This is a genomic window from Rickettsia tillamookensis (assembly GCF_016743795.2).
Taxonomy (GTDB): domain Bacteria; phylum Pseudomonadota; class Alphaproteobacteria; order Rickettsiales; family Rickettsiaceae; genus Rickettsia; species Rickettsia tillamookensis.
In genome coordinates, this window is sequence record NZ_CP060138.2 from 42,219 (window position 1) to 60,467 (window position 18,249).

The following is an 18,249-nucleotide window of genomic DNA, read 5'->3' on the forward strand; positions in this document are numbered from 1 at the left end:
AGTACTGCGGTACTCACGTATTATTATACGCTCCGTTCCTCGTCTTGTTGATTCCTTGCTCTTTTCCAAATTAAACTTTGTATATCTTTTCCTGAATAAGAAAAAGAAACTCCGCCATGCACTCCTGAAACCGATGATTTTAATTTAGTAACGGTTACGTTTAGAAAAATCTTTTCTAATTTAGATTCGATAAAATTTTGATAAATAATATCATATATTTGTGCAGCTAAATACTCGATAAGATTAAAGTGATTTTCTTGAGAAAGTTTTTGTACTAGCCGTACGATTTCTGCATAACAAACAGTATCGTTTATATTATCCGTTATAGTAGCAGGAGGAGGAGTTGATAGAAGGAGTTTTATGTTAATTTTTACAGGTTGAGCGTGGTGTTTTTCTTGAGTACTACAACCAAGATGTACCCAAGTTATTAGTTCTAAAATATTAAGTTCACATGAATAATTTAAGTTGAAAGCTTCATACCTATCATAAGATTAATATTAGTTTAGTATAAGCTCTTTATGAAAAGATACAATAGTTAAATTGATATACCGCCACTTTTTTTAAAGCCGGCATGAGCTTTTTCAAGTTTTTTAATAAGTCTAGGTGAATATGATTTAATGTCTTTTTCCTTGCCGCCTTCATATTTTTTAGCGAGTTTCATGCCGCCTCTGATCATATTATAGGCAAAATTCATTACTTTCGTTTCGCCTGCTATTCTTTTTGGATTCATAAACATATAAACTTGATAAACGGCAAAGCTCTTTATTAAACGCTTTAAGTCCATTCTAGCTTGTTTGGTTATACCTTGCAATTTATCTTTTGGGTTTGCAAGGTTTTTATTAGCATCTCTAACGATTTTAGAACGTTGATGCATTAAATAATTACTGACTTCGGCAACGTTCTTGTTAATGAGCTTCTCATCCATTTTAAGCATTTTAAGCTTTAAGTTTTTAGTTTTACCTAAATACTTACGGATTAATAAGATAATTCGGCTTTGCAGTTGAGTTAAATCCATAGTTTGTTCGTTTAAGATAGCAAATATTCGCTCTATCTCATACTCAAACTCTTCATTTTGGCTTAATTCTTCAAAAATTTCCTCTACCTCTTTACTCTCAAGTATAAGATCGTCACTAATACCCATTAATGCATCTTTTATTTGATCAGCGATTTTTTTGGTATCTTCGGAAAATTGATTATTTGTCATAATCTAATTCATCGTTAAATATAGCTATTTTTATACTAGCACCACATTTCTACTTGTCTATAAAAATTGTATTAAGAGATATTAAATTTTTCTCATTGCGGATACTCTGAGGAATTATAATAAGCACCTAACATATTGCTAGAATCTTCATTATTATCATAATATGTTTTAAATGAAGTATTAGGGTTTAAATCATCGAATTTAAGTAAAGGTTCTTTAAAATATGAATCATGTGACCGGCTTGCCGTAATATTCGTATAATCAGTTTCTAGTTTTTCTTCTTTAAATTTTTCTGCTAAATTTTTGTATTTTTCAGTTTTTTGTATAAATTTAAGTTGACTACAAGGTGCAGAAATCATTGATGTTAACTCTTTAGACAAATCATATAATATTCCGTAAGGTTTAGGTCTTCCTTGTTCTTCTATGAGAGCTTTCGTATTAAGACAAAATACTTTTAGTGAATCTTGCAGACTTTTTTCTGATATATCTAGATTATATTGGTTATAAAAATCACCTTGGCTTGAATATAATTCAATTATCTCTGATGTTAATTTAGCTATATCTTGCGGGTTCTTTTGCTGTATTTTCTTTTTTAGTTCTGATTCTTTGAGATGTAATAATTTATTAAAAGCTTCTTTTGCATAAGATATATGAGTAGTAGTTTTAAAATATTCTAAAGCTTTTACATAATTTCCGCTCTTAAATTCAATCTTCCCAAGTTTTATATTTGCCTCTTCAGAACCAAGATTAGCAGCGTTTTCATACAATTCTATTGATTCTTTAGATAGTTTTGTTGAGCCATTAGCTGTATAGATTTGTGCTTGCCCACAATAAATTTCTGCTAATTGATGTTTATATAAGTTTTCGTTTTTATAACAATCATTAATAGATTTATGAGTTTCTTTTAGTAATTTTTCTAATAAATTGTAAATAGGTAGCTCTTGATCCGGTAACACAGGCTTATGTAAAAGCTTATCATATATTACTTCATCAAGATTTCTAGATATTTCTGTAATAGATTTAGAGGCGGTAATATACTTCCAAAGAGACTTAGCTTCTTGCTTGCTGACTGAGCCTATTAGTTTTTCTAAATTACTAATGCTATTATTTATAGTTATACCTAATATATTATTAAAATTCTTAAAGCTCTTTGTTAAAAATAATTTAATATTATCTAGATTTTCAATATCAGGGCTAGAATTGTTAATATGCTGTAAAAAGTTTTTTAAGTTATATATATTATTGATTGCTTTTAAATCTAAAATATCGTTATTTTTGATATCTTCATAAAATTTTTCAATAGTCTCATTTAATTTGTTATAGAATGAATCTTTATCTTTGCATATTGTATGCTTAAATGATTCTAATAACTTTTCTTTTATATTATATGCCCCAAGGTTACTAAATAAATCGTTAAACCATTTTGCAGAATTAATTGTAACTAAATTTTCTTTTTCAGAAAATTTGATGTCAGATAAATATTTAAGGTAATTTAGAAGGTTCTCTAATTTATTTTCTGATTTCGGTGTTTCTAAAAGCTGATTTAATTTTTTAACGGTTTCTAAGAAACTTCCTATAGTTTTGGCATTGTTTTCTAACTGTTTATAACAATTTACTATATCTATTAATTGTTTCAATTTGTCTGTTTTAGCCGAAATATCTTCAAAACTTAAATTACTTTCTATATTTTGTTTCCATTTTTTTTCTATATATGTTTTAAACTCATTGATACTAATTAGTATTTCTTTATCAATTACATTTATAGCATTTAAAATATATGTTAAATTTTCACCGTCGATTGTTATTTTATTATATTCATCTGGAATGATATAATTCTCATCTATAATATTTAATAGATCTTTATAGTCTTTTGCTTGTTCGCTAGCTTGAGGTAATAAATAAATAGAATCTTTTATTTTATTAATAATAATCTTTTGCTCATCGCTAAAATTACCGAGTTTTATAGTGTCATCAATAATTTTAGATATACGAGTATTATTATTGCTTGCTGGGCTATCGGTCACTACTATAGATAAATTACCTTCATTTATATCAATATATCTCAATAATTTAGTAAATTGTTCAAATATACCGACAAGTTTTTCTAGATTGGCTTTGACAAGGGAAGAGTTAGAGTTTTTGGTTTCAATATTTTTTATTGCTAATATAAATTTAGTAGGAGTCGTACTTAGAATTTTTTGTAGAAAAAATTTATCAATAGTAGATTCAGAGGATGAATTAGCAGCATCCAAATAAGAACTTTTATATGTTTATTTTATTCTTCATTAACTCCGTCTAAGCTTAAGATTGGTGCAAAAACTAGCAATATGGACGATTTGCCTAAAATTAAGTTTACTCTTATAGATCAAGAAGGAAAGAAATTTGATAGTACCCATTTGCAAGGTCATTTAAGCTTGATTTATTTTGGTACTACCTATTCCTTGTATGACAACCAAGCACTAAAAAGAGTAGAAGATATTATTAAGATTTTGAAGAAAGAGAATATTGTAGTACAAGTAGTTTTTATTACTCTAGATCCTGAGCATGATACAAGTGAGGTATTAAAAAAATATTTAGAAAAAATAGATAATAATTTTATAGGTTTAACGGGGAGAGTACAAGATATTGAACAATTAGCAGATCAATTTAAGGTCTTCTATACATCCAAAATATTTGATGTAAAAACAAACGAATATGAATTACAACATTCTAATTTCGTGTATTTAATTAGCAGCCAGGGAAAATTTTTAAAGCATTATTGCTTAGGCTTACCGAAAAATGATTAGTGACCGTTTGCGGGTGTTGCGAGACTTATTATCCCTCTCTGTCATCCCGTGATTTATTCACGGGATCCAGCTTAAATTACTAATAATATTAATATTTAAAATTGTTTTTCTGGACCCCGTGGTCAAGCCACGGGGTGACAGTACAGAACCAGTGAACGTTCACACTGATTAAGCATTTCCTATTTGTGATGAGAAATGTATTTCATCAATGCCTAAGTGTTTTAATGCATTATGCCATTTACTTTCAGGATTATCGGCAAAAATAAATTCTTTATTACAATCCATAACCAGCCATAGGTTTTTTTCTAATTCTTCTTCAAGCTGCCCTGGTTTCCATGCGGTATAACCGACAATGAATAAGCTATTTTTAGGTCCTTTCCCGAAAGCTATATCTTCTGAAATTTCTAAATTAGAGCTTACTGCTAAATCATTCTGGAAATCCAATAACAAATTTTTATTATAATCGCTAGAATGAAGAAAAAACCCTTTTTCATGTTCTACGGGTCCGCCAAGATATATAGGAACCATAACAGGGGTTGTTATTTCGTCATTTTTTATTTTAAAAAACGATTTTAAATCTATATGATTTACTAAGCGGTTAAATATTAATCCTATTGCTCCTTCTTCCGTGTGTGATAACATATAAATTAAGGATTTATGGTAAATGCCTTTTGTAATTACATGCGGTGTAGCAACGAGTGTTTTACCGGATAAGTTATGAAAAATTTTATCGCCCATAAATAAAACTTTGTTATAATATTACTAAAGTATATAAGATTTAAATCCAATTATTCAATAGAAGTTAACAATAATGATCACATTTTTTGATATTACTATTTTTGCTATTATTACTCTTTTCTCATTTTTCGGCTTATATCAAGGCATAATCGGGTTTTCAACTAGAATACTCGGTTTTATTACTTCTATAATGTTAGGATATTTCTTATATCCGTATATTTCTGAGCTAATCGGGAAATATATGGATAATGAGGTTATAAGAATAATTATTGCCGGTGTTATATCTTATGTTATTTCTTTAATTTTATGTGTTTTTATAGTTTATAAATTTCTTGCTATAATTTCCTTTATGAGAAACGGTTTTATCGACAGATTCTTAGGGCTATTAGCGGGATTTGCCGTAGGTACTACTATCTCGTTAGTACTATTTTTTATAACAATGATTTTTACTTCTGAAAACTATTTTAAAAGTAAATCTTTAAAAGATTTTGTAGTAAGTAGCAAACAGAGCAAATATGGAGGAGTGCTGAAAGTTTCCGTCACCACTGATTATTTAGATGAATTAAGTAAAAATATTATAGTTATAATTCCAAACGAGACTTTAAAATCTATTGAAATATTTGAAAATAAAGACTTAAATAATTTCAAAAACTCCCTTAAGAAATCGAATGATTCTAACGATGATGAGGATGTATTTTCTCAAGAATTACAAGATGAGCTTTCTAATATAGATGATGAGTAAGCTGTTATTTTAACGTTATTGCACGGATACCAAATCGTCATTGCGAGCGACCGTGGGAGTGCGGCAATCTCGTTAAATGTCCTGAGATTGCTTCGTCGAATTACTATGTAATTCTTCTCGCAATGACGATTCGTTATACCTACTCACAATAACAATCGTCCACCAAACAAACACCATAACCTCTACCTTTCATTAAACCAGACTATTTCCCTTAAATTTCATAAATCACTCTATCGTAATTAATTAATAAATATTAACCAATAGTAAATTTATTAATTAATTATTGTGCGTCGTAAATAAATAGTGTATAATGACCGATAAGTTAAGTGGTAAAATCATTAAAACAACAAGTTATAGGGGAAATTATGACTAATATGAAAAAAACTTTTTTAAATAAACTTTTACTAGCAACCAGTAGTATCGGATTACTTGTAAGCATGGAAAGCTCAGCGGCGAATACTGTGCCTGTTCCTAACATACATGATCCTTTACCTTTAAACCGTAATACTGCTTTTACTGCAAATATAAATCTTTGGCGTAGTAATAATGGTAACTTATATAATCCACGAGGTGGCGATAACATTATTTTATCAGGTCCACATAATATTGAGATTAATAACGATATTAATTTAGGAGATATTAATAACTTTGGTTATAGAAGCAATATTGCAATTGCTCCTTATATTGGAGTAGATCGTGCAGTGAGTATAAACAATATTATTAATGATAATGGCGTTCTCTATAGAAATGCCGGTAGAGATGCTCTAGTCGACCATTAGCATATGGTAATGCAAATGCAACAATACAGCTTGAGCTTCGAGAAGTAGGAGTAGTGGGACAGGGGGCAAACAATGCTACATTAATTATTAACGGTAATGATATTAGTGCTGTTGATTCCATTATATTAGGCGGTGGTCAGAGTAAAATAGTTTTTCAAAATCCTATTACGGTGGATGCTGAAATATATGCTCGGACTAATAATGCCGGGTATATAGAAGCAAAGAATGATACTGTTTTTAACAAAACTATAGGGTTTAGCGGTGGCCAAAATCATAGTATTACGGGACTACTTATAGAAGATAATAAAACAGTTACATTAAAATCTGATATTTATGCTTCAGATATTGAGTTAAAAGCAAATTCAAAATTAATTATAGACGCTTCTAAACAAAATATTACAGTAAGGACAGGCATTGCAACCGATCTTTTTGGAAATATGAATGATGACACCGGTAGAATTCAAATAAAAAGTAATACAAAGAATGCTATAACTTTTTATAATGATATAGGGGGAATAGATGAAAGAGTTGCTGAAATAGATATTGCTAGAGGTAAGAAAACTGAATTTAAAAGTGATGTATATGCTAAGAACATTAAAGTAGCAGCTAATGATGTTGAGTTTCACGAAAAGCTTGATATGCAACGTCGTAATGGAGGAGTACATATAGGTAATTTAGAATTTACGAATTACGGTAAAGTAAAATTCCATAAAGATTTTACCGGCGATATAACTACCTCTAAAATTAATGTGGGTGAAGTAACTTATGTAAATACTCCTAATATTTACGGCGTCGGTGCATTAAATAAAAGGATTGAAAAATTAGTATTTACAGGTAACCATCCTCATAATTTGCATAAGAATATACATGCAGCACGAACTGAATTTGATGCGGGAACTTATAATATTCATACTAATCCTATTACAATTGATGGAAATGCTAATATTAATGGCTCGACATTTGACCTTAGATATGACTTAATTTTTACCGGTAATGTAGAATTGTCTAATAATATTAGAATAAATTCAGCCGGAAATAGAGTGGTTTTTCAAAATCATGCCCCGACTGTAAATAATGCAGGCACAAATATTACTTTTAATATTAACGGAGCACCTCCTGCTAATGAAGCAGCAGCATTAGCTGTTTTACACATAAACGTTGGAGGAGTTGTATTCCCTCCTGTGGGTTCTCGTTATGATGTGGGTACAGCTACTTTAATTTTACCAGGACTTGGAGGAGCTCAAGTGCAGCAACAGCAGCAGCAAGTTGAACAGAACCAGCAGCAGAATAATCAGCAACAGCAACAGCAAGTTCAACAGAATCAGCAGCAGAATAATCAGCAGCAACAACCGCAACAAGTTCAGCAGAACCAGCAGCAGCAAGTTGAACAGAACCAGCAACAACAAGTTCAACGTGAAGATAACGAAAGAGCAATAGCCGAAGAAAATAACAGAAGAATAGAAGAGCAAAGACTGCAAGCCGAGAATCAGCAACGTCAAGCTAACGAAATAAGGGAATATGTTAACAAACCTGAGCCGCAAAAACTAGCTGAGGCAATCAATAATACTATCGTTGCCCATGCGGAAAATACTTTTGTAACGGAAGCACAAAAAGAAGTAATCAAAGAGAAATCTGCGTTTGTTATGCAGAATCCTGAAAAGCATGCAGTAGAGCTTGCTAAGGAATTAGTAAATAATAAAGCTGAGCTTAAAGAAGTGGCTAAAGTAGCTAATGATGATACTGTTGTAGTGAGTAAAACAAAACAAGAGCAATCTTTATTATTCGTAGCAAACTTAGCTCAAGTTGCACCTGATAATGCAAAAAAAGTAGTAGAGCATTTAACCGAGCAAGGAACAAGATCGGTTAGTGTAGCAAATGTTACGGCTGAAGCAGTAACTGCTAATATTAATAATCACCTATCAGGTGGTACTATGGTAGCTGTTGCGGCAGGTGATGAAGAAACCCCTATAATTACTAAAAAAGGATTATGGGTTGCAGGTACTTTCGGTTCAAGTAATCAAAACGCATATAAAGGTAATCCTAGCTATAAAGGCACGGTATCAGGCGGTACTATCGGTGGTGATCTTTACATCGGGGAAAATAGTCTTGTAGGTCTTGCATATAGCCGTATGAACTCTGACTTTAAGTTTAAAGGGTCAAGTACCGGTGATAAATTATCAGCAGAAAGCGATATTATTTCTCTATACGGTCAGCAACAATTTAGTAATGGTCTTATATTACAAGAAATATTTTCAGCAAGTAACAGTAAAATCAATAAGAAGGATTTAAGACCGGTCGGACCTAATAGCTATAAAACGGCTAGCGGTAAATATACAAGCAAAGCTTACGGTTTTGAGGGTAATGTCGGTTATCAATTCTCTGCTGTTGACGGTATAAATTTAATGCCTAATATCGGTATTAGGTATAATACATATAAAGATAATGCTTATACTGAAAGCGGTACAGGCGTGAATAATATGTATGTTGCAGGTAAATCCGGTAACTTAACTACAGGGATTGCAGGCATAAAATTAACCGCTCCTAAGAGATTATCAAACGATACTCAAATAGTACCGGGATTGCATGCTTCCGTAGAAAATAGCTTTAGCAATAAGCAACCTAAAGTGAAAGCTAGATTTATTTGGGCAGATAATTACTTTGAGAACACTACAAGTAGTAGCACGCCGAAAGTCGGCTATAATGTAGGTGCAAGTTTACTTACGGCTCATAAGAATATTGAGCTACTTGCAACGTATAACTGTAATTTACGCAGCAAATATACTAGCCATCAAGGTTCATTAAAGTTAAAGATATTGTTCTAATAGCATTAGTGTCATATCGTGGCTTGTCCGGGATTGTTGCACGGACCGGTAAAACCCACTGTGTCACCTAGTTCGCTTGCTAACTAGGTCCATAAAAATAATAAACAAATACTAATAATTTTAGTATTTTAACTGGATCCCGTGGTCAAGCCATGGGATGACAGAGGTGAAATTGACCCACGCAACAATGGTGAGAATCTAATAAAGCAGATAAAAAACTTGTTTTTTATCTGTTTATTTTATCAAAATATGTAACTTCTATATCAATATTGAAGTTATTTTTCTAGATTTCTGCTTTTGCAGAAATGACATTAAAAAAAATTGTTCGATACCATAGTTTTATACACCAACCAATTGTTGTAGAATACGTAAAATACGATTTACTTCATAAGAAGTAGCCTGTGCTAATCTTGGATAGATAATTCTTGTTATGCTTATTGACCTGCAATGTTCTATTAGTGCATAACTTTTTACCTCTAAATTATCTCGTACATCTAGTTCAAAATGAAGATTGCTAAATTCCGGTTGTGATTGGCTGCAAGAGGACAAATAAAAATTATAGGAGGAATAGAATCTAATATTGTTTGTGAATTTAATATTATTACGGGACGTATTTTTCCAACTTCATTTATTTTAGCAGGATCAAGCCTAGCCAAATAAATACCGCCCCGTGTTAATATTTCTTTTTGCTCCACCATTTTTCCTTTTCTTTTAGTAATTCTGAATTTAAGTTTTCAGTGATTTCTGTCATTTCTTCTAGATATTTTTTAGATTTTTTCATTGCATTAAAGCTTTTTATAATATCGTCTTGTTCAAATTGAGACTGAAGATTATTGAGTTCATGTATAATGGCTTGACGAATAAATGCTGTTCTAGATAATCCTAGCTTTTTAGCAATTTCATTACTAGCTTTAGCTATATTATCGGGTAGAGTAATAGATAAGCTTGTCATATCATTTTTTATATATAATTTTATATTAAATATAATACTAAATTCTTAAAAAAGCAATATATACTAGGTCAACTTCAAAAATTGGCTATGTCATTCTACAAGAGCTGCGGTACTCACGTATTAAGTATACGCTCCGCTTCTCGCTTTGTGAATTCCTTGCTCTTTTTGAAGTTGACCTTCGTATACTACTTTTCATTTCACATCAGTATACTTACAATTCTCTAACTGGTTTTAATACTAGCTTCTTATTCCTGAAGATATTGGTTTTAGAAAAGAAGCTGCTTTTTGATTTTTTAAAATCACGTTTATAATTTTCACCGGTGACAGCATTATAACTAGTAATTAAAGAAGGTATAACCTCGTTATAATATATTTTATAAAGGTCACGCATAGTTTCTTTGGTAGTTAAATATCCCCATTTTACGGCTTGTTGTGGTACTCTAGCGAGTGCCTCAATACAGGCTACAGCTTCTTCAATTTCAGGGTTTTTATTTTTATACACTTCAGCATTTGGCGATAAATTAGCTTGCATATCTTTAAACATAGCCTCAATCATTAATGCCATATATTTATCGGTTTTAAATTTTTTTACAAATATTAGGTTATTCCTACTGCTATAATTTAAAAGACGAAATTTATATATAAAAATCATGAATTTTATAGCATAAACTTTTAAGCCGCTAACCTTATTTGCATTATAAAATTTAAGTTTCGTTTCATAATCTAATTGCTTTTTCATACCTGCTTTAAGGAGCTTACCCAGCAAATTATGACAATGTATGATATCATTTTTTCTAGCAATTCGTACTTTATCGGTAGCTTTAGTACCGGAAAAATTAGCCGAATGGCGAGTTATTTGCCGACCTCTATCATCTCTTTTTATATCGGCAAAATGCCCTAGCTCTTGGGCTGCGATAATCTGAAGCCTTGCTACCGCAGCAAAGCCGTTGCCGTAAGTCGGATGATCTTTATTGTTTTCAGCAAAAGGATTACCGCCGCATGAAACAAAAATAGCTACGTCCTTGCCGTTAGTGCTTTGCATACCGCTATTACCGCCTACTCGTTGCCAGCTAACCATATCCATCATATCGCCTATATTATGTGAATAGGTGAGAAATACTTCCGTCTTATTAAGAAGAAGCCATCTTATTACGATCGGATGAGCCGACTGAACAAAAATACGTGCTAGCATTTCGGTTACTTCTTTCTTAACCGGCTGTAGCTTGTGTATTTGTTTTTTTAAGTTATCAAAGATTGATTTTATTTTCTGATCTGAAGCAGAGTTTCTGTATAAATTTTGAAAAAGCTTGGTAGTTTCAGGAATTAAATGCGGGCTTGTTAGCTCTTCTTTACTAACCATCAAACTGATATTAAGAGCAGGTTCGGTAAATCTTGCAAAATTGCAGCAATCATCGGTATCTATCCGTAATTTACCGGATTTGATTAATTGCATCGCCAAATGCTCATACTCTATTTCCATGTCCTGCTTATAAATAGCAGGAACATTGTCAAGAATGTGGTATATGCTAGTCATTAGACCTCTTCAGAAACTCTACTTCTAGGGGTAATTGGGACAATGATCCGGTACTCGAATCCTCACGTACTAAAGTGTACGCTGCGGTTCAGTGCTATCGTGTCTTCTTCAAATTCCTCCCTAAATCCTCGTTTCTGAAGAAGTCTATTTTTAAAGTTTAGTGGTGTTATCTTCTACAATACCTATTGGTAGTACATCATAATTTTCATCCATATTTAAAGGTAGCGTTAATAAGTCAAGTACAACTTCAGGTGCAGGTACGGGTTTAGATTCTTCTGCGACTCTAAGGTCTACAACAACATCTACCTTAGAGAATACTTTGTCAAAGCAGCCTATAAAAAATTTATCCGATGATGTTAATTTTATTGCATCTAGTGCTTTTTGTCTATCATCTTCATTTTTAATACATGTGTTAATTGCCTCTCTCCTAAAAAATAAATGAGGATAATCATTGAAAATTTTTGTAATTAGCTCGGGCTCTGTTGCTCGCCAAAATATGCGAGACATTTCTCATTACCATATCTAAATATTTTATATGCCAAGAATAAGGCAAAACAACCTTGTTCTTCTTCAGTAAATTTATCAGTAAAATTTTTATTAAAAAAATATTCAATTCCTCTTCTAATACCCGTTGAAGAAATCACCAGTTTTTGAAAAAGCGGTTTTGAAAGATCAAGTGAAAAGTAAGATATATCTACACTTTTCAATTGTCCGCTTTTTACTTTCTCAGTTATTATTTCAGATTCAGGTATTTGCTTTTCCATTTGCCATAAATCATTTTCTACAGTACCGGGAGTAGTTTTTCTTATCTCCTCCCATGATGTACTTAATCCCTCTTTTGCAGTAGTTATAATTTGGTTTAACAATGATTTAGAATTCTTTAATATATTCTCTGCATTATGATACATATAACCAATCAAAGAAATAGCATCTTGAAGTGCTAATTTTTCCATAGGATTACTATTCATTTCGTCGGTATTATTAGTATCATAACGAAAAAAATTACCTTGCAACGGCAGTTTAGTCGTAAAGAAATTACTGAAATCTGTCCCATTAGTTTTTTTGATTTCTGCACTCCTTAAATTAGCAAAAAATAAAGCTAATCTCTGTAAATCTTGTTCTATAGATACGGTCATATTAGATTGCTTATTAATCATTTTACAAAATTTAGTAAGCACATCTACTAGCTTTTTTTCTTCCTTAGAGTTAAATATATTATCCCCGGCATCATGCAGAACTGCTATTAAAGCAGTGGCAATAGGACTTAAAAAACCGGACGCTGCTATGTCGCCAAGATAACAAACCCATTTCACCCAAGAAGAGGCACTTATACGTTCCAAATGTCCAGAATCAGGAACTACTAAGCCGCTACTTACGGCACTAGCAGCAATACATACATTGTGTAAAGCCATATTAAAATGTTTATAATATTCTTCTAATTTAGGATTAAGGACTTGCAATTCTTTAATTTGGTTGTTTATATCTGCAATAAGCGAGATATTTGCAGATGCTAACATTTTTTTCATGTCTGCAATAGTTAGCTCTATGTCTGTAACCTTGTGTTCAAGTGTAGTTACTCTGCTTGCTAGCATTACTACTGATTTCGCCAACTCTTCATTATTGTTGCTTTTACTAACCTTACTTAATTGGCTATTAGATAAATCATTTTCTCTCGGTAATATCTGTGATAAACTAATATTAGTATTAGATTGTTGAGCTATTTCTTTGAGAATTTCTTGAAATTCTTTCTCGTTTTCTTGGGAAGGTGTATATTTTTCAAGCACAGTACCAGCTTCCTTTAATTTACCTACTTTAGAAAAAGCTTTTCCTAATAAAAAATCAGTATCTTTAGGCTTAGATTTATATTTAGCTGCTTGTCGTAATGAATTTACTGCCTTAGAGTAAAGGGTTTGTTGCTCAGTTATATTATTAGTATACTCTCCCCAACATAAGTAAGTTACGCCTTCATAATAATAATAGGCATGTAGAAAACCTTTATATTGTTTAATTAAAGTAAATATATTAAGTGCTTTTTCATATTCTTTTGTACTTAAAAATTCTCTTCCTTCAGAGACTAATTGGTCTACTATCTCTTTCATATTCTAATCTATATTAGTTAATTGTTTAAATCATATTATGGCCGCCGTTGATAGAAATAGTCTCACCTGTTATAAAGCCGGCATTTTTATCAACTAAAAATGCCACGGCTCTAGCTATTTCTTCAGGTTGTCCTAGTCTTTTTTTGGGGCAAGTACGTCTTCAGGTACTGCTCCTACCATTTCCGTTGCAATATACCCTGGAGCTATACAGTTGCCAGAGAAAAGGAAGAGCTAAGTATAAAGATAATTGATTAAGCTCTGCGTACGAAAACTAAATTATTGCATAACTCATAATTTTCACTAATTTTTTCTTGAGCCTAGTCTATTACTTTGTTATAACCACCTTTCTAACTTTGATAAATAAGTAAGTTAGATACAATAAAAATCTAATGAACGGAGGTGTGAAGCATTATGTATAATGACGATGAAATAGATTACGAAACAGCAGAAGAGATATTGAAAGAAATCTACTCCTTAAATGAACTGGAAGAATTAAAAAACAAGATGGAGTAGAACTTGAAGAATATGTGGATGCTTACAATGAAGCAGAATTAGATGATAATAACAGTATAACTTTTAGAGAATTTTTTGCATTGAAAGATTTCAAAGAAACCGGCTATATGAGGTTGTATGATAAAACAAAAGAATCCTATGAAATGCAACGTGCTTTAGTAATACTAACTAATGATCAATACCAAAGGAGTCAAGGACAAGTTGAAAATCTTACTATTTGGCGTGGAGAAACAAGAGAAAAATCAGAGGTGGGTATATTTAACATAGGAAATGAATATTCTACAGAGCGGTTTATGTCTACAACTTCTGAGCAGAGTATTATTAATAATCATATGTCAGATGAATTAAAACCACATCAAATTAATATTGAATATGAAATTGAAATGAATTCCCCTCTAGTAGGTGCCGATATTTCTTCTATATTAAACGATGGAGAAAAGGAAATAGTAGTATTGCCAAATACTAAATTTGAAATAACTAATGTTAAGCACGAGGATGATCATACCCTATGTATTAGTATGAAAAACAAGCCAATCATATATAATACATGGAAAAGTAATTTTGATCTATGGCTTTCTAACCTAGAGCAATTAGTATCCACAAATACCGATATAAGCGTGGAAACTTATACATTAGGATCCGATGCTTCACAAATTGATATCATAACTTGATATAAAAAAGAAATATTACTTACCGAATTATGGATGAAGATTTATCCATAATTCGGGTCAATTTAGAGTTAATAACATTCAATTTCAGCTAATGTTATACTTTCAGTACCTGATAATTTATAACAATCATTACTAGTAGAGTTAGGAATTTGTAAGTCAAATAATAGTATTTTTTCTTCTTTATACGGATCAACTAAGTAAGAATTTGTAATATCTGTAACTATTGGCGATAAATAAGTTGTTGTTTCAATAAGCTTATTAATAGCATTCTGTCCGTCTTTTAATATTTTATCGACTAGTTTTTTATCTTTATAAAAAGTATTTACGGCACCTATTAAGGTTGTTGATATCTCATATATAATAACACCGTTTTTAATTATATTGGTTATATTAGAGTCTAATTTTGCTGTTTTAGAAAAAATTAAAGAAATAACAGTAGGATATTTATTAAATACATTAGGTAGTTCTAAAAAATTATTTACGGCTGAATAGGCAGAATTGGTTGCTTCTGAAAAACAATTAAATGCTTTGTATATGTTTTCATAATTGTTATTTCTCATAAACTTACCTCTTTTTTATATAGATAATTACCATGTTTCATGGTAATTACATATCATACTACTAAATTAAGAAGTGTCAATATTAAAATTTATTTACTGATATCCTCTAAACTCCACCTAGCTTTTGGACAGAAGTTCAAAGGAGTAAATAGCTTATTATTGTAACGCTCAAGTCCTGCATATGCAATCATTGCAGCATTATCGGTACATAAACGGATAGGTGGATAAATAAGCTGATAACCATATGTTTTAGCACAATTACTTAATATTTCTTGTAAATATTTATTAGCAGCAACACCGCCGGCAATAACTATATTCTTCTTATCAAAATTATTTGTTATTTGTTCATATGCTCTAATAGCATCCTGTACCTTACTACTTAGAATTTCCCCTATAGTGAATTGAAAACTTGCTGCTATATCATTAATTACGTCATCATTTAGAAAGCTTGATTCAAGCGAATTTTGCGGCTTTCGCCTGTGCTCACGTACTTTTGTACGCTGCACAGGCTCTTCCTTAAATTCATCTTGTCTAAAACTTTCTAAATGATGACGGTCTTTATAATTAATTTCTTGTAAACTCATTATAAAAGTACGCACGGCAGTTTTAAGTCCTGAAAAGGACATATTGCAATTACCGCTGTTAATTATAGGTTTTGGAAATTTATATTTATGAGGATTGCCAAGTTTTGCTCTTTTCTCAATTTCAGGTCCTCCAGGAAAGGCTAAGTTTAGCATTTTTGCTACTTTGTCAAAGGCTTCGCCTACGGCATCATCTATAGTAGATCCTAGAATTTTATATTTTCCGAGTCCTAAAACTGCTACAAATTGGCAATGTCCACCCGAAGCTAACAAGAGTAAATAAGGATAAGGGATATTATCGGTTAGCCTTGCGGTTAAGGCATGACCTTCTAAATGATTAATTGCAATAAATGGTTTTTTTAAAGCACTGCTTAGCGACCTTGCAAACATTGAGCCGACTATAACACCGCCGATTAAACCTGGACCGGAAGTTGCGGCAATTGCATTAATTTCCGTTAATTTAGTGTTGCTCTCTTTTAAAACATTTTTTAATGCTTTATCTAGATTCGATAAGTGAGAACGTGCAGCAATTTCAGGTACTACCCCTCTAAAAACTGCATGTTCTGTATTTTGTGAAATGATTATATTAGATAAGATTTCTCGATTTTCGGTGATTATAGAAACAGCTGTATCGTCACAGCTTGATTCTATACCTAAAATTTTTATCATTTAATATTGAAACCGGTATTGGCTAAAAAAGTGGTGTTGTTGCATGAATACCAAATCATCATTGTTGCGTAGACCGTTTCCGTCATTGCGAGGAAAAACTGCAAGTTTTAACGAAGCAATCTCAGGATATTTAACGAGATTGCCACGCAGTCTGCTCGCAATGACAACTCGTATCCACATAACAATGCCTCCTTGCAATGACGAGACAACTGGTCCACGCAGGCAATGTCAAGCGAGAATGAAATCAAAATAAACTATACCTTTAAAGTATTTAATTGATTATACAGCTTATAAATAGATTGTTCGGCATCAATAATTTTTTTATTAACTATTTTTAGTAATTTTTCCGAAGGTTTTTCTGTTATTTGCGTTGCAGAACTTACTTGCTCTGCTAAATTTTTAAGTGATTCTTGTATTTCTACAAAAGATTTTTTAAATTGTTCTTTAATAGTAATAGATGATTCTTCAAGCTCTTTAATTTTTAAGCATAGATTTTCTAATAAATGATCTATTTTAGTTTGCATTAAAGTCAATTTTTGCTTTTGTTTTTCACTAAGATAGCTTAAAGTTTCTTGCATTTTTGCCTGTATACGTACTTTTGTAGTACGTTCAAGTTCTGAAGCTAAACCTATTTTGCTCATTAAAAATATTATCCATTTGTGAACGTCAAAATGATACCATTTTGCACCGTTACGATAATCTGAAGGGAAAGCATGATGGTAATTGTGCCAATTTTCACCGAGTAAGAATAATGCCATCCACCAAATATCTCCGGCCGTGCCTTTGTAATATTGCTTACTACCGGCAAAGTGGCATAAAGAATTAACACAGAAAGTTGCTTGCTGCTGTAGGAATCTACCAAGTCCCATAAATAAAAATCCTGCATATGCCGATTGTATAGTACCGCCTACTAAGTAACCGATAAATAAAGGCACGACAATATTCATAAAAGCTGCTATTTGCCAATAATATTTTAGCTGCCATTTTAATAAATTGTTTTTCCCGTGCTTAGCCCAAGTAATGCGATCAATAGACTTATAGCTACCGCTTCCGACTAGCATCCATCCTATATGAGACCACATAAAGCCTAAAAATTTATTGTCAAATTTTAAAGAAGTATGCGGATCTTGGTCTTGATCCGTATATCTATGATGTTTATAATGATTCGATGCCCAAGATAAAGCCGGTCCTTGTAATGTTCCTGCAGACAGCATAATTAAGACAAACTCGGCATATTTATTTATTTTATAGGCATTATGAGACCACAATCTATGCAAACCAATCCCAACGGTAATATTATTAATATAATAACTAGCAATTATAAAAATAACTTCAGTTAGTCCTATCCCATAATCAAACGAATATTTAACTACAAGAGATATAATAAAAATAGGATAAAATATTAAAGCAAATAAAGCAGGCTTATTTAGTTTACTTAACATAAAATTTACAGTTTTTAGTTATAAAATATATAAATTGGCAACGAATAAATAGTATACATAAATATAATTAATAGATATTAACATACTTAATGCATAAATACAAAGAAAATTTTGACAACAAAATTCTAGATTCTGTGAAAGAGAATTAAATTATTTA

General features: G+C 31.5%; 15 protein-coding genes and 5 pseudogenes. 5 read left to right on the forward strand and 15 right to left on the reverse strand.

Annotated features, from left to right (window positions below):
* Nucleotides 1-23: 23 nt before the first annotated feature.
* The 3 genes and pseudogenes from H6P87_RS00215 to H6P87_RS07190 form a co-directional block, all read right to left on the reverse strand.
* The gene (locus tag H6P87_RS00215; RefSeq protein ID WP_202070034.1) at nucleotides 24-440 is read right to left on the reverse strand and encodes a dihydroneopterin aldolase; all 417 of its coding nucleotides are present in this window, start codon (nucleotides 438-440) and stop codon (nucleotides 24-26) included.
* A 95-nt stretch (nucleotides 441-535) separates the two neighbouring features.
* Entirely contained in the window at nucleotides 536-1,204 is a 669-nt protein-coding gene (locus tag H6P87_RS00220) for a DUF5394 family protein (protein ID WP_202069557.1), read from the reverse strand.
* A gap of 1,397 nt (nucleotides 1,205-2,601) precedes the next feature.
* Nucleotides 2,602-2,841, reverse strand: a pseudogene (locus H6P87_RS07190) (hypothetical protein); the annotation flags it as partial.
* Between the two features lie 600 nt (nucleotides 2,842-3,441).
* Between H6P87_RS07190 and H6P87_RS00230 the strand changes: the two are divergent.
* Nucleotides 3,442-3,990: an SCO family protein gene (locus tag H6P87_RS00230; RefSeq protein WP_246438134.1), complete on the forward strand. Its 549-nt coding sequence runs from the start codon at nucleotides 3,442-3,444 to the stop codon at nucleotides 3,988-3,990.
* A gap of 168 nt (nucleotides 3,991-4,158) precedes the next feature.
* Here the strand turns inward: H6P87_RS00230 and H6P87_RS00240 are convergent, their stop codons facing one another.
* Nucleotides 4,159-4,728: a YqgE/AlgH family protein gene (locus tag H6P87_RS00240; RefSeq protein ID WP_202069560.1), complete on the reverse strand. Its 570-nt coding sequence runs from the start codon at nucleotides 4,726-4,728 to the stop codon at nucleotides 4,159-4,161.
* Between the two features lie 73 nt (nucleotides 4,729-4,801).
* On the opposite strand from H6P87_RS00240, the gene H6P87_RS00245 reads away from it, so the two are divergent.
* The 3 genes from H6P87_RS00245 (at nucleotide 4,802) to H6P87_RS00255 (ending at nucleotide 9,071) form a co-directional block, all read left to right on the forward strand.
* A complete protein-coding gene (locus H6P87_RS00245) occupies nucleotides 4,802-5,470 on the forward strand; it encodes a CvpA family protein (protein WP_202069561.1) in 669 nt (222 codons plus the stop codon).
* Nucleotides 5,471-5,796: 326 nt separating this feature from the next.
* On the forward strand, nucleotides 5,797-6,249 hold the full coding sequence (locus tag H6P87_RS00250; protein ID WP_202069562.1) for a hypothetical protein: 453 nt from the start codon (nucleotides 5,797-5,799) through the stop codon (nucleotides 6,247-6,249).
* 1,643 nt (nucleotides 6,250-7,892) lie between these two features.
* On the forward strand, nucleotides 7,893-9,071 hold the full coding sequence (locus tag H6P87_RS00255; protein ID WP_246438136.1) for an autotransporter outer membrane beta-barrel domain-containing protein: 1,179 nt from the start codon (nucleotides 7,893-7,895) through the stop codon (nucleotides 9,069-9,071).
* 339 nt (nucleotides 9,072-9,410) lie between these two features.
* Here H6P87_RS00255 and H6P87_RS00260 read toward each other — a convergent pair whose 3' ends face one another.
* From H6P87_RS00260 to H6P87_RS00290, 8 genes and pseudogenes are all read right to left on the reverse strand, one after another.
* The gene (locus H6P87_RS00260; RefSeq protein ID WP_202069563.1) at nucleotides 9,411-9,620 is read right to left on the reverse strand and encodes a hypothetical protein; all 210 of its coding nucleotides are present in this window, start codon (nucleotides 9,618-9,620) and stop codon (nucleotides 9,411-9,413) included.
* Entirely contained in the window at nucleotides 9,566-9,769 is a 204-nt protein-coding gene (locus H6P87_RS07440) for a type II toxin-antitoxin system PemK/MazF family toxin (RefSeq protein WP_202069564.1), read from the reverse strand. Before H6P87_RS07440 ends, H6P87_RS00260 begins: the two co-directional genes overlap by 55 nt.
* A complete protein-coding gene (locus H6P87_RS00265) occupies nucleotides 9,745-10,023 on the reverse strand; it encodes a ribbon-helix-helix domain-containing protein (RefSeq protein WP_202069565.1) in 279 nt (92 codons plus the stop codon). The genes H6P87_RS07440 and H6P87_RS00265 overlap by 25 nt, the downstream gene beginning before the upstream one ends.
* A 211-nt stretch (nucleotides 10,024-10,234) precedes the next feature.
* Nucleotides 10,235-11,557, reverse strand: a complete 1,323-nt coding sequence (locus H6P87_RS00270; protein WP_202069566.1) for a DUF2748 family protein — start codon at nucleotides 11,555-11,557, stop codon at nucleotides 10,235-10,237.
* Nucleotides 11,556-11,727, reverse strand: a pseudogene (locus H6P87_RS07445) (palindromic element RPE1 domain-containing protein); the annotation flags it as partial. The pseudogene H6P87_RS07445 and the gene H6P87_RS00270, both read right to left, overlap by 2 nt.
* Nucleotides 11,708-12,249: pseudogene (locus H6P87_RS00280) on the reverse strand (hypothetical protein). The pseudogenes H6P87_RS07445 and H6P87_RS00280, both read right to left, overlap by 20 nt.
* Nucleotides 12,250-13,274: 1,025 nt before the next feature.
* A pseudogene (locus H6P87_RS07195) lies at nucleotides 13,275-13,482 on the reverse strand (hypothetical protein).
* A 199-nt stretch (nucleotides 13,483-13,681) separates the two neighbouring features.
* Nucleotides 13,682-13,869, reverse strand: a pseudogene (locus H6P87_RS00290) (SDR family oxidoreductase); the annotation flags it as partial.
* 314 nt (nucleotides 13,870-14,183) lie between these two features.
* Here H6P87_RS00290 and H6P87_RS00295 point away from each other — a divergent pair.
* Entirely contained in the window at nucleotides 14,184-14,840 is a 657-nt protein-coding gene (locus H6P87_RS00295) for a hypothetical protein (RefSeq protein ID WP_202070177.1), read from the forward strand.
* Between the two features lie 68 nt (nucleotides 14,841-14,908).
* Here H6P87_RS00295 and H6P87_RS00300 read toward each other — a convergent pair whose 3' ends face one another.
* The 3 genes from H6P87_RS00300 to H6P87_RS00310 all read right to left on the reverse strand — a co-directional run bounded on the left by H6P87_RS00300 (nucleotide 14,909) and on the right by H6P87_RS00310 (nucleotide 18,092).
* Complete coding sequence (locus H6P87_RS00300; RefSeq protein WP_202069567.1) at nucleotides 14,909-15,400, reverse strand: DUF5424 family protein; 492 nt, start codon at nucleotides 15,398-15,400, stop codon at nucleotides 14,909-14,911.
* A gap of 89 nt (nucleotides 15,401-15,489) precedes the next feature.
* Entirely contained in the window at nucleotides 15,490-16,650 is a 1,161-nt protein-coding gene (gene tsaD / locus H6P87_RS00305; protein WP_202069568.1) for a tRNA (adenosine(37)-N6)-threonylcarbamoyltransferase complex transferase subunit TsaD, read from the reverse strand.
* A 254-nt stretch (nucleotides 16,651-16,904) separates the two neighbouring features.
* Nucleotides 16,905-18,092, reverse strand: coding sequence for a fatty acid desaturase (locus tag H6P87_RS00310; protein WP_202069569.1), 1,188 nt, complete (start codon nucleotides 18,090-18,092; stop codon nucleotides 16,905-16,907).
* Nucleotides 18,093-18,249 lie beyond the last annotated feature (157 nt).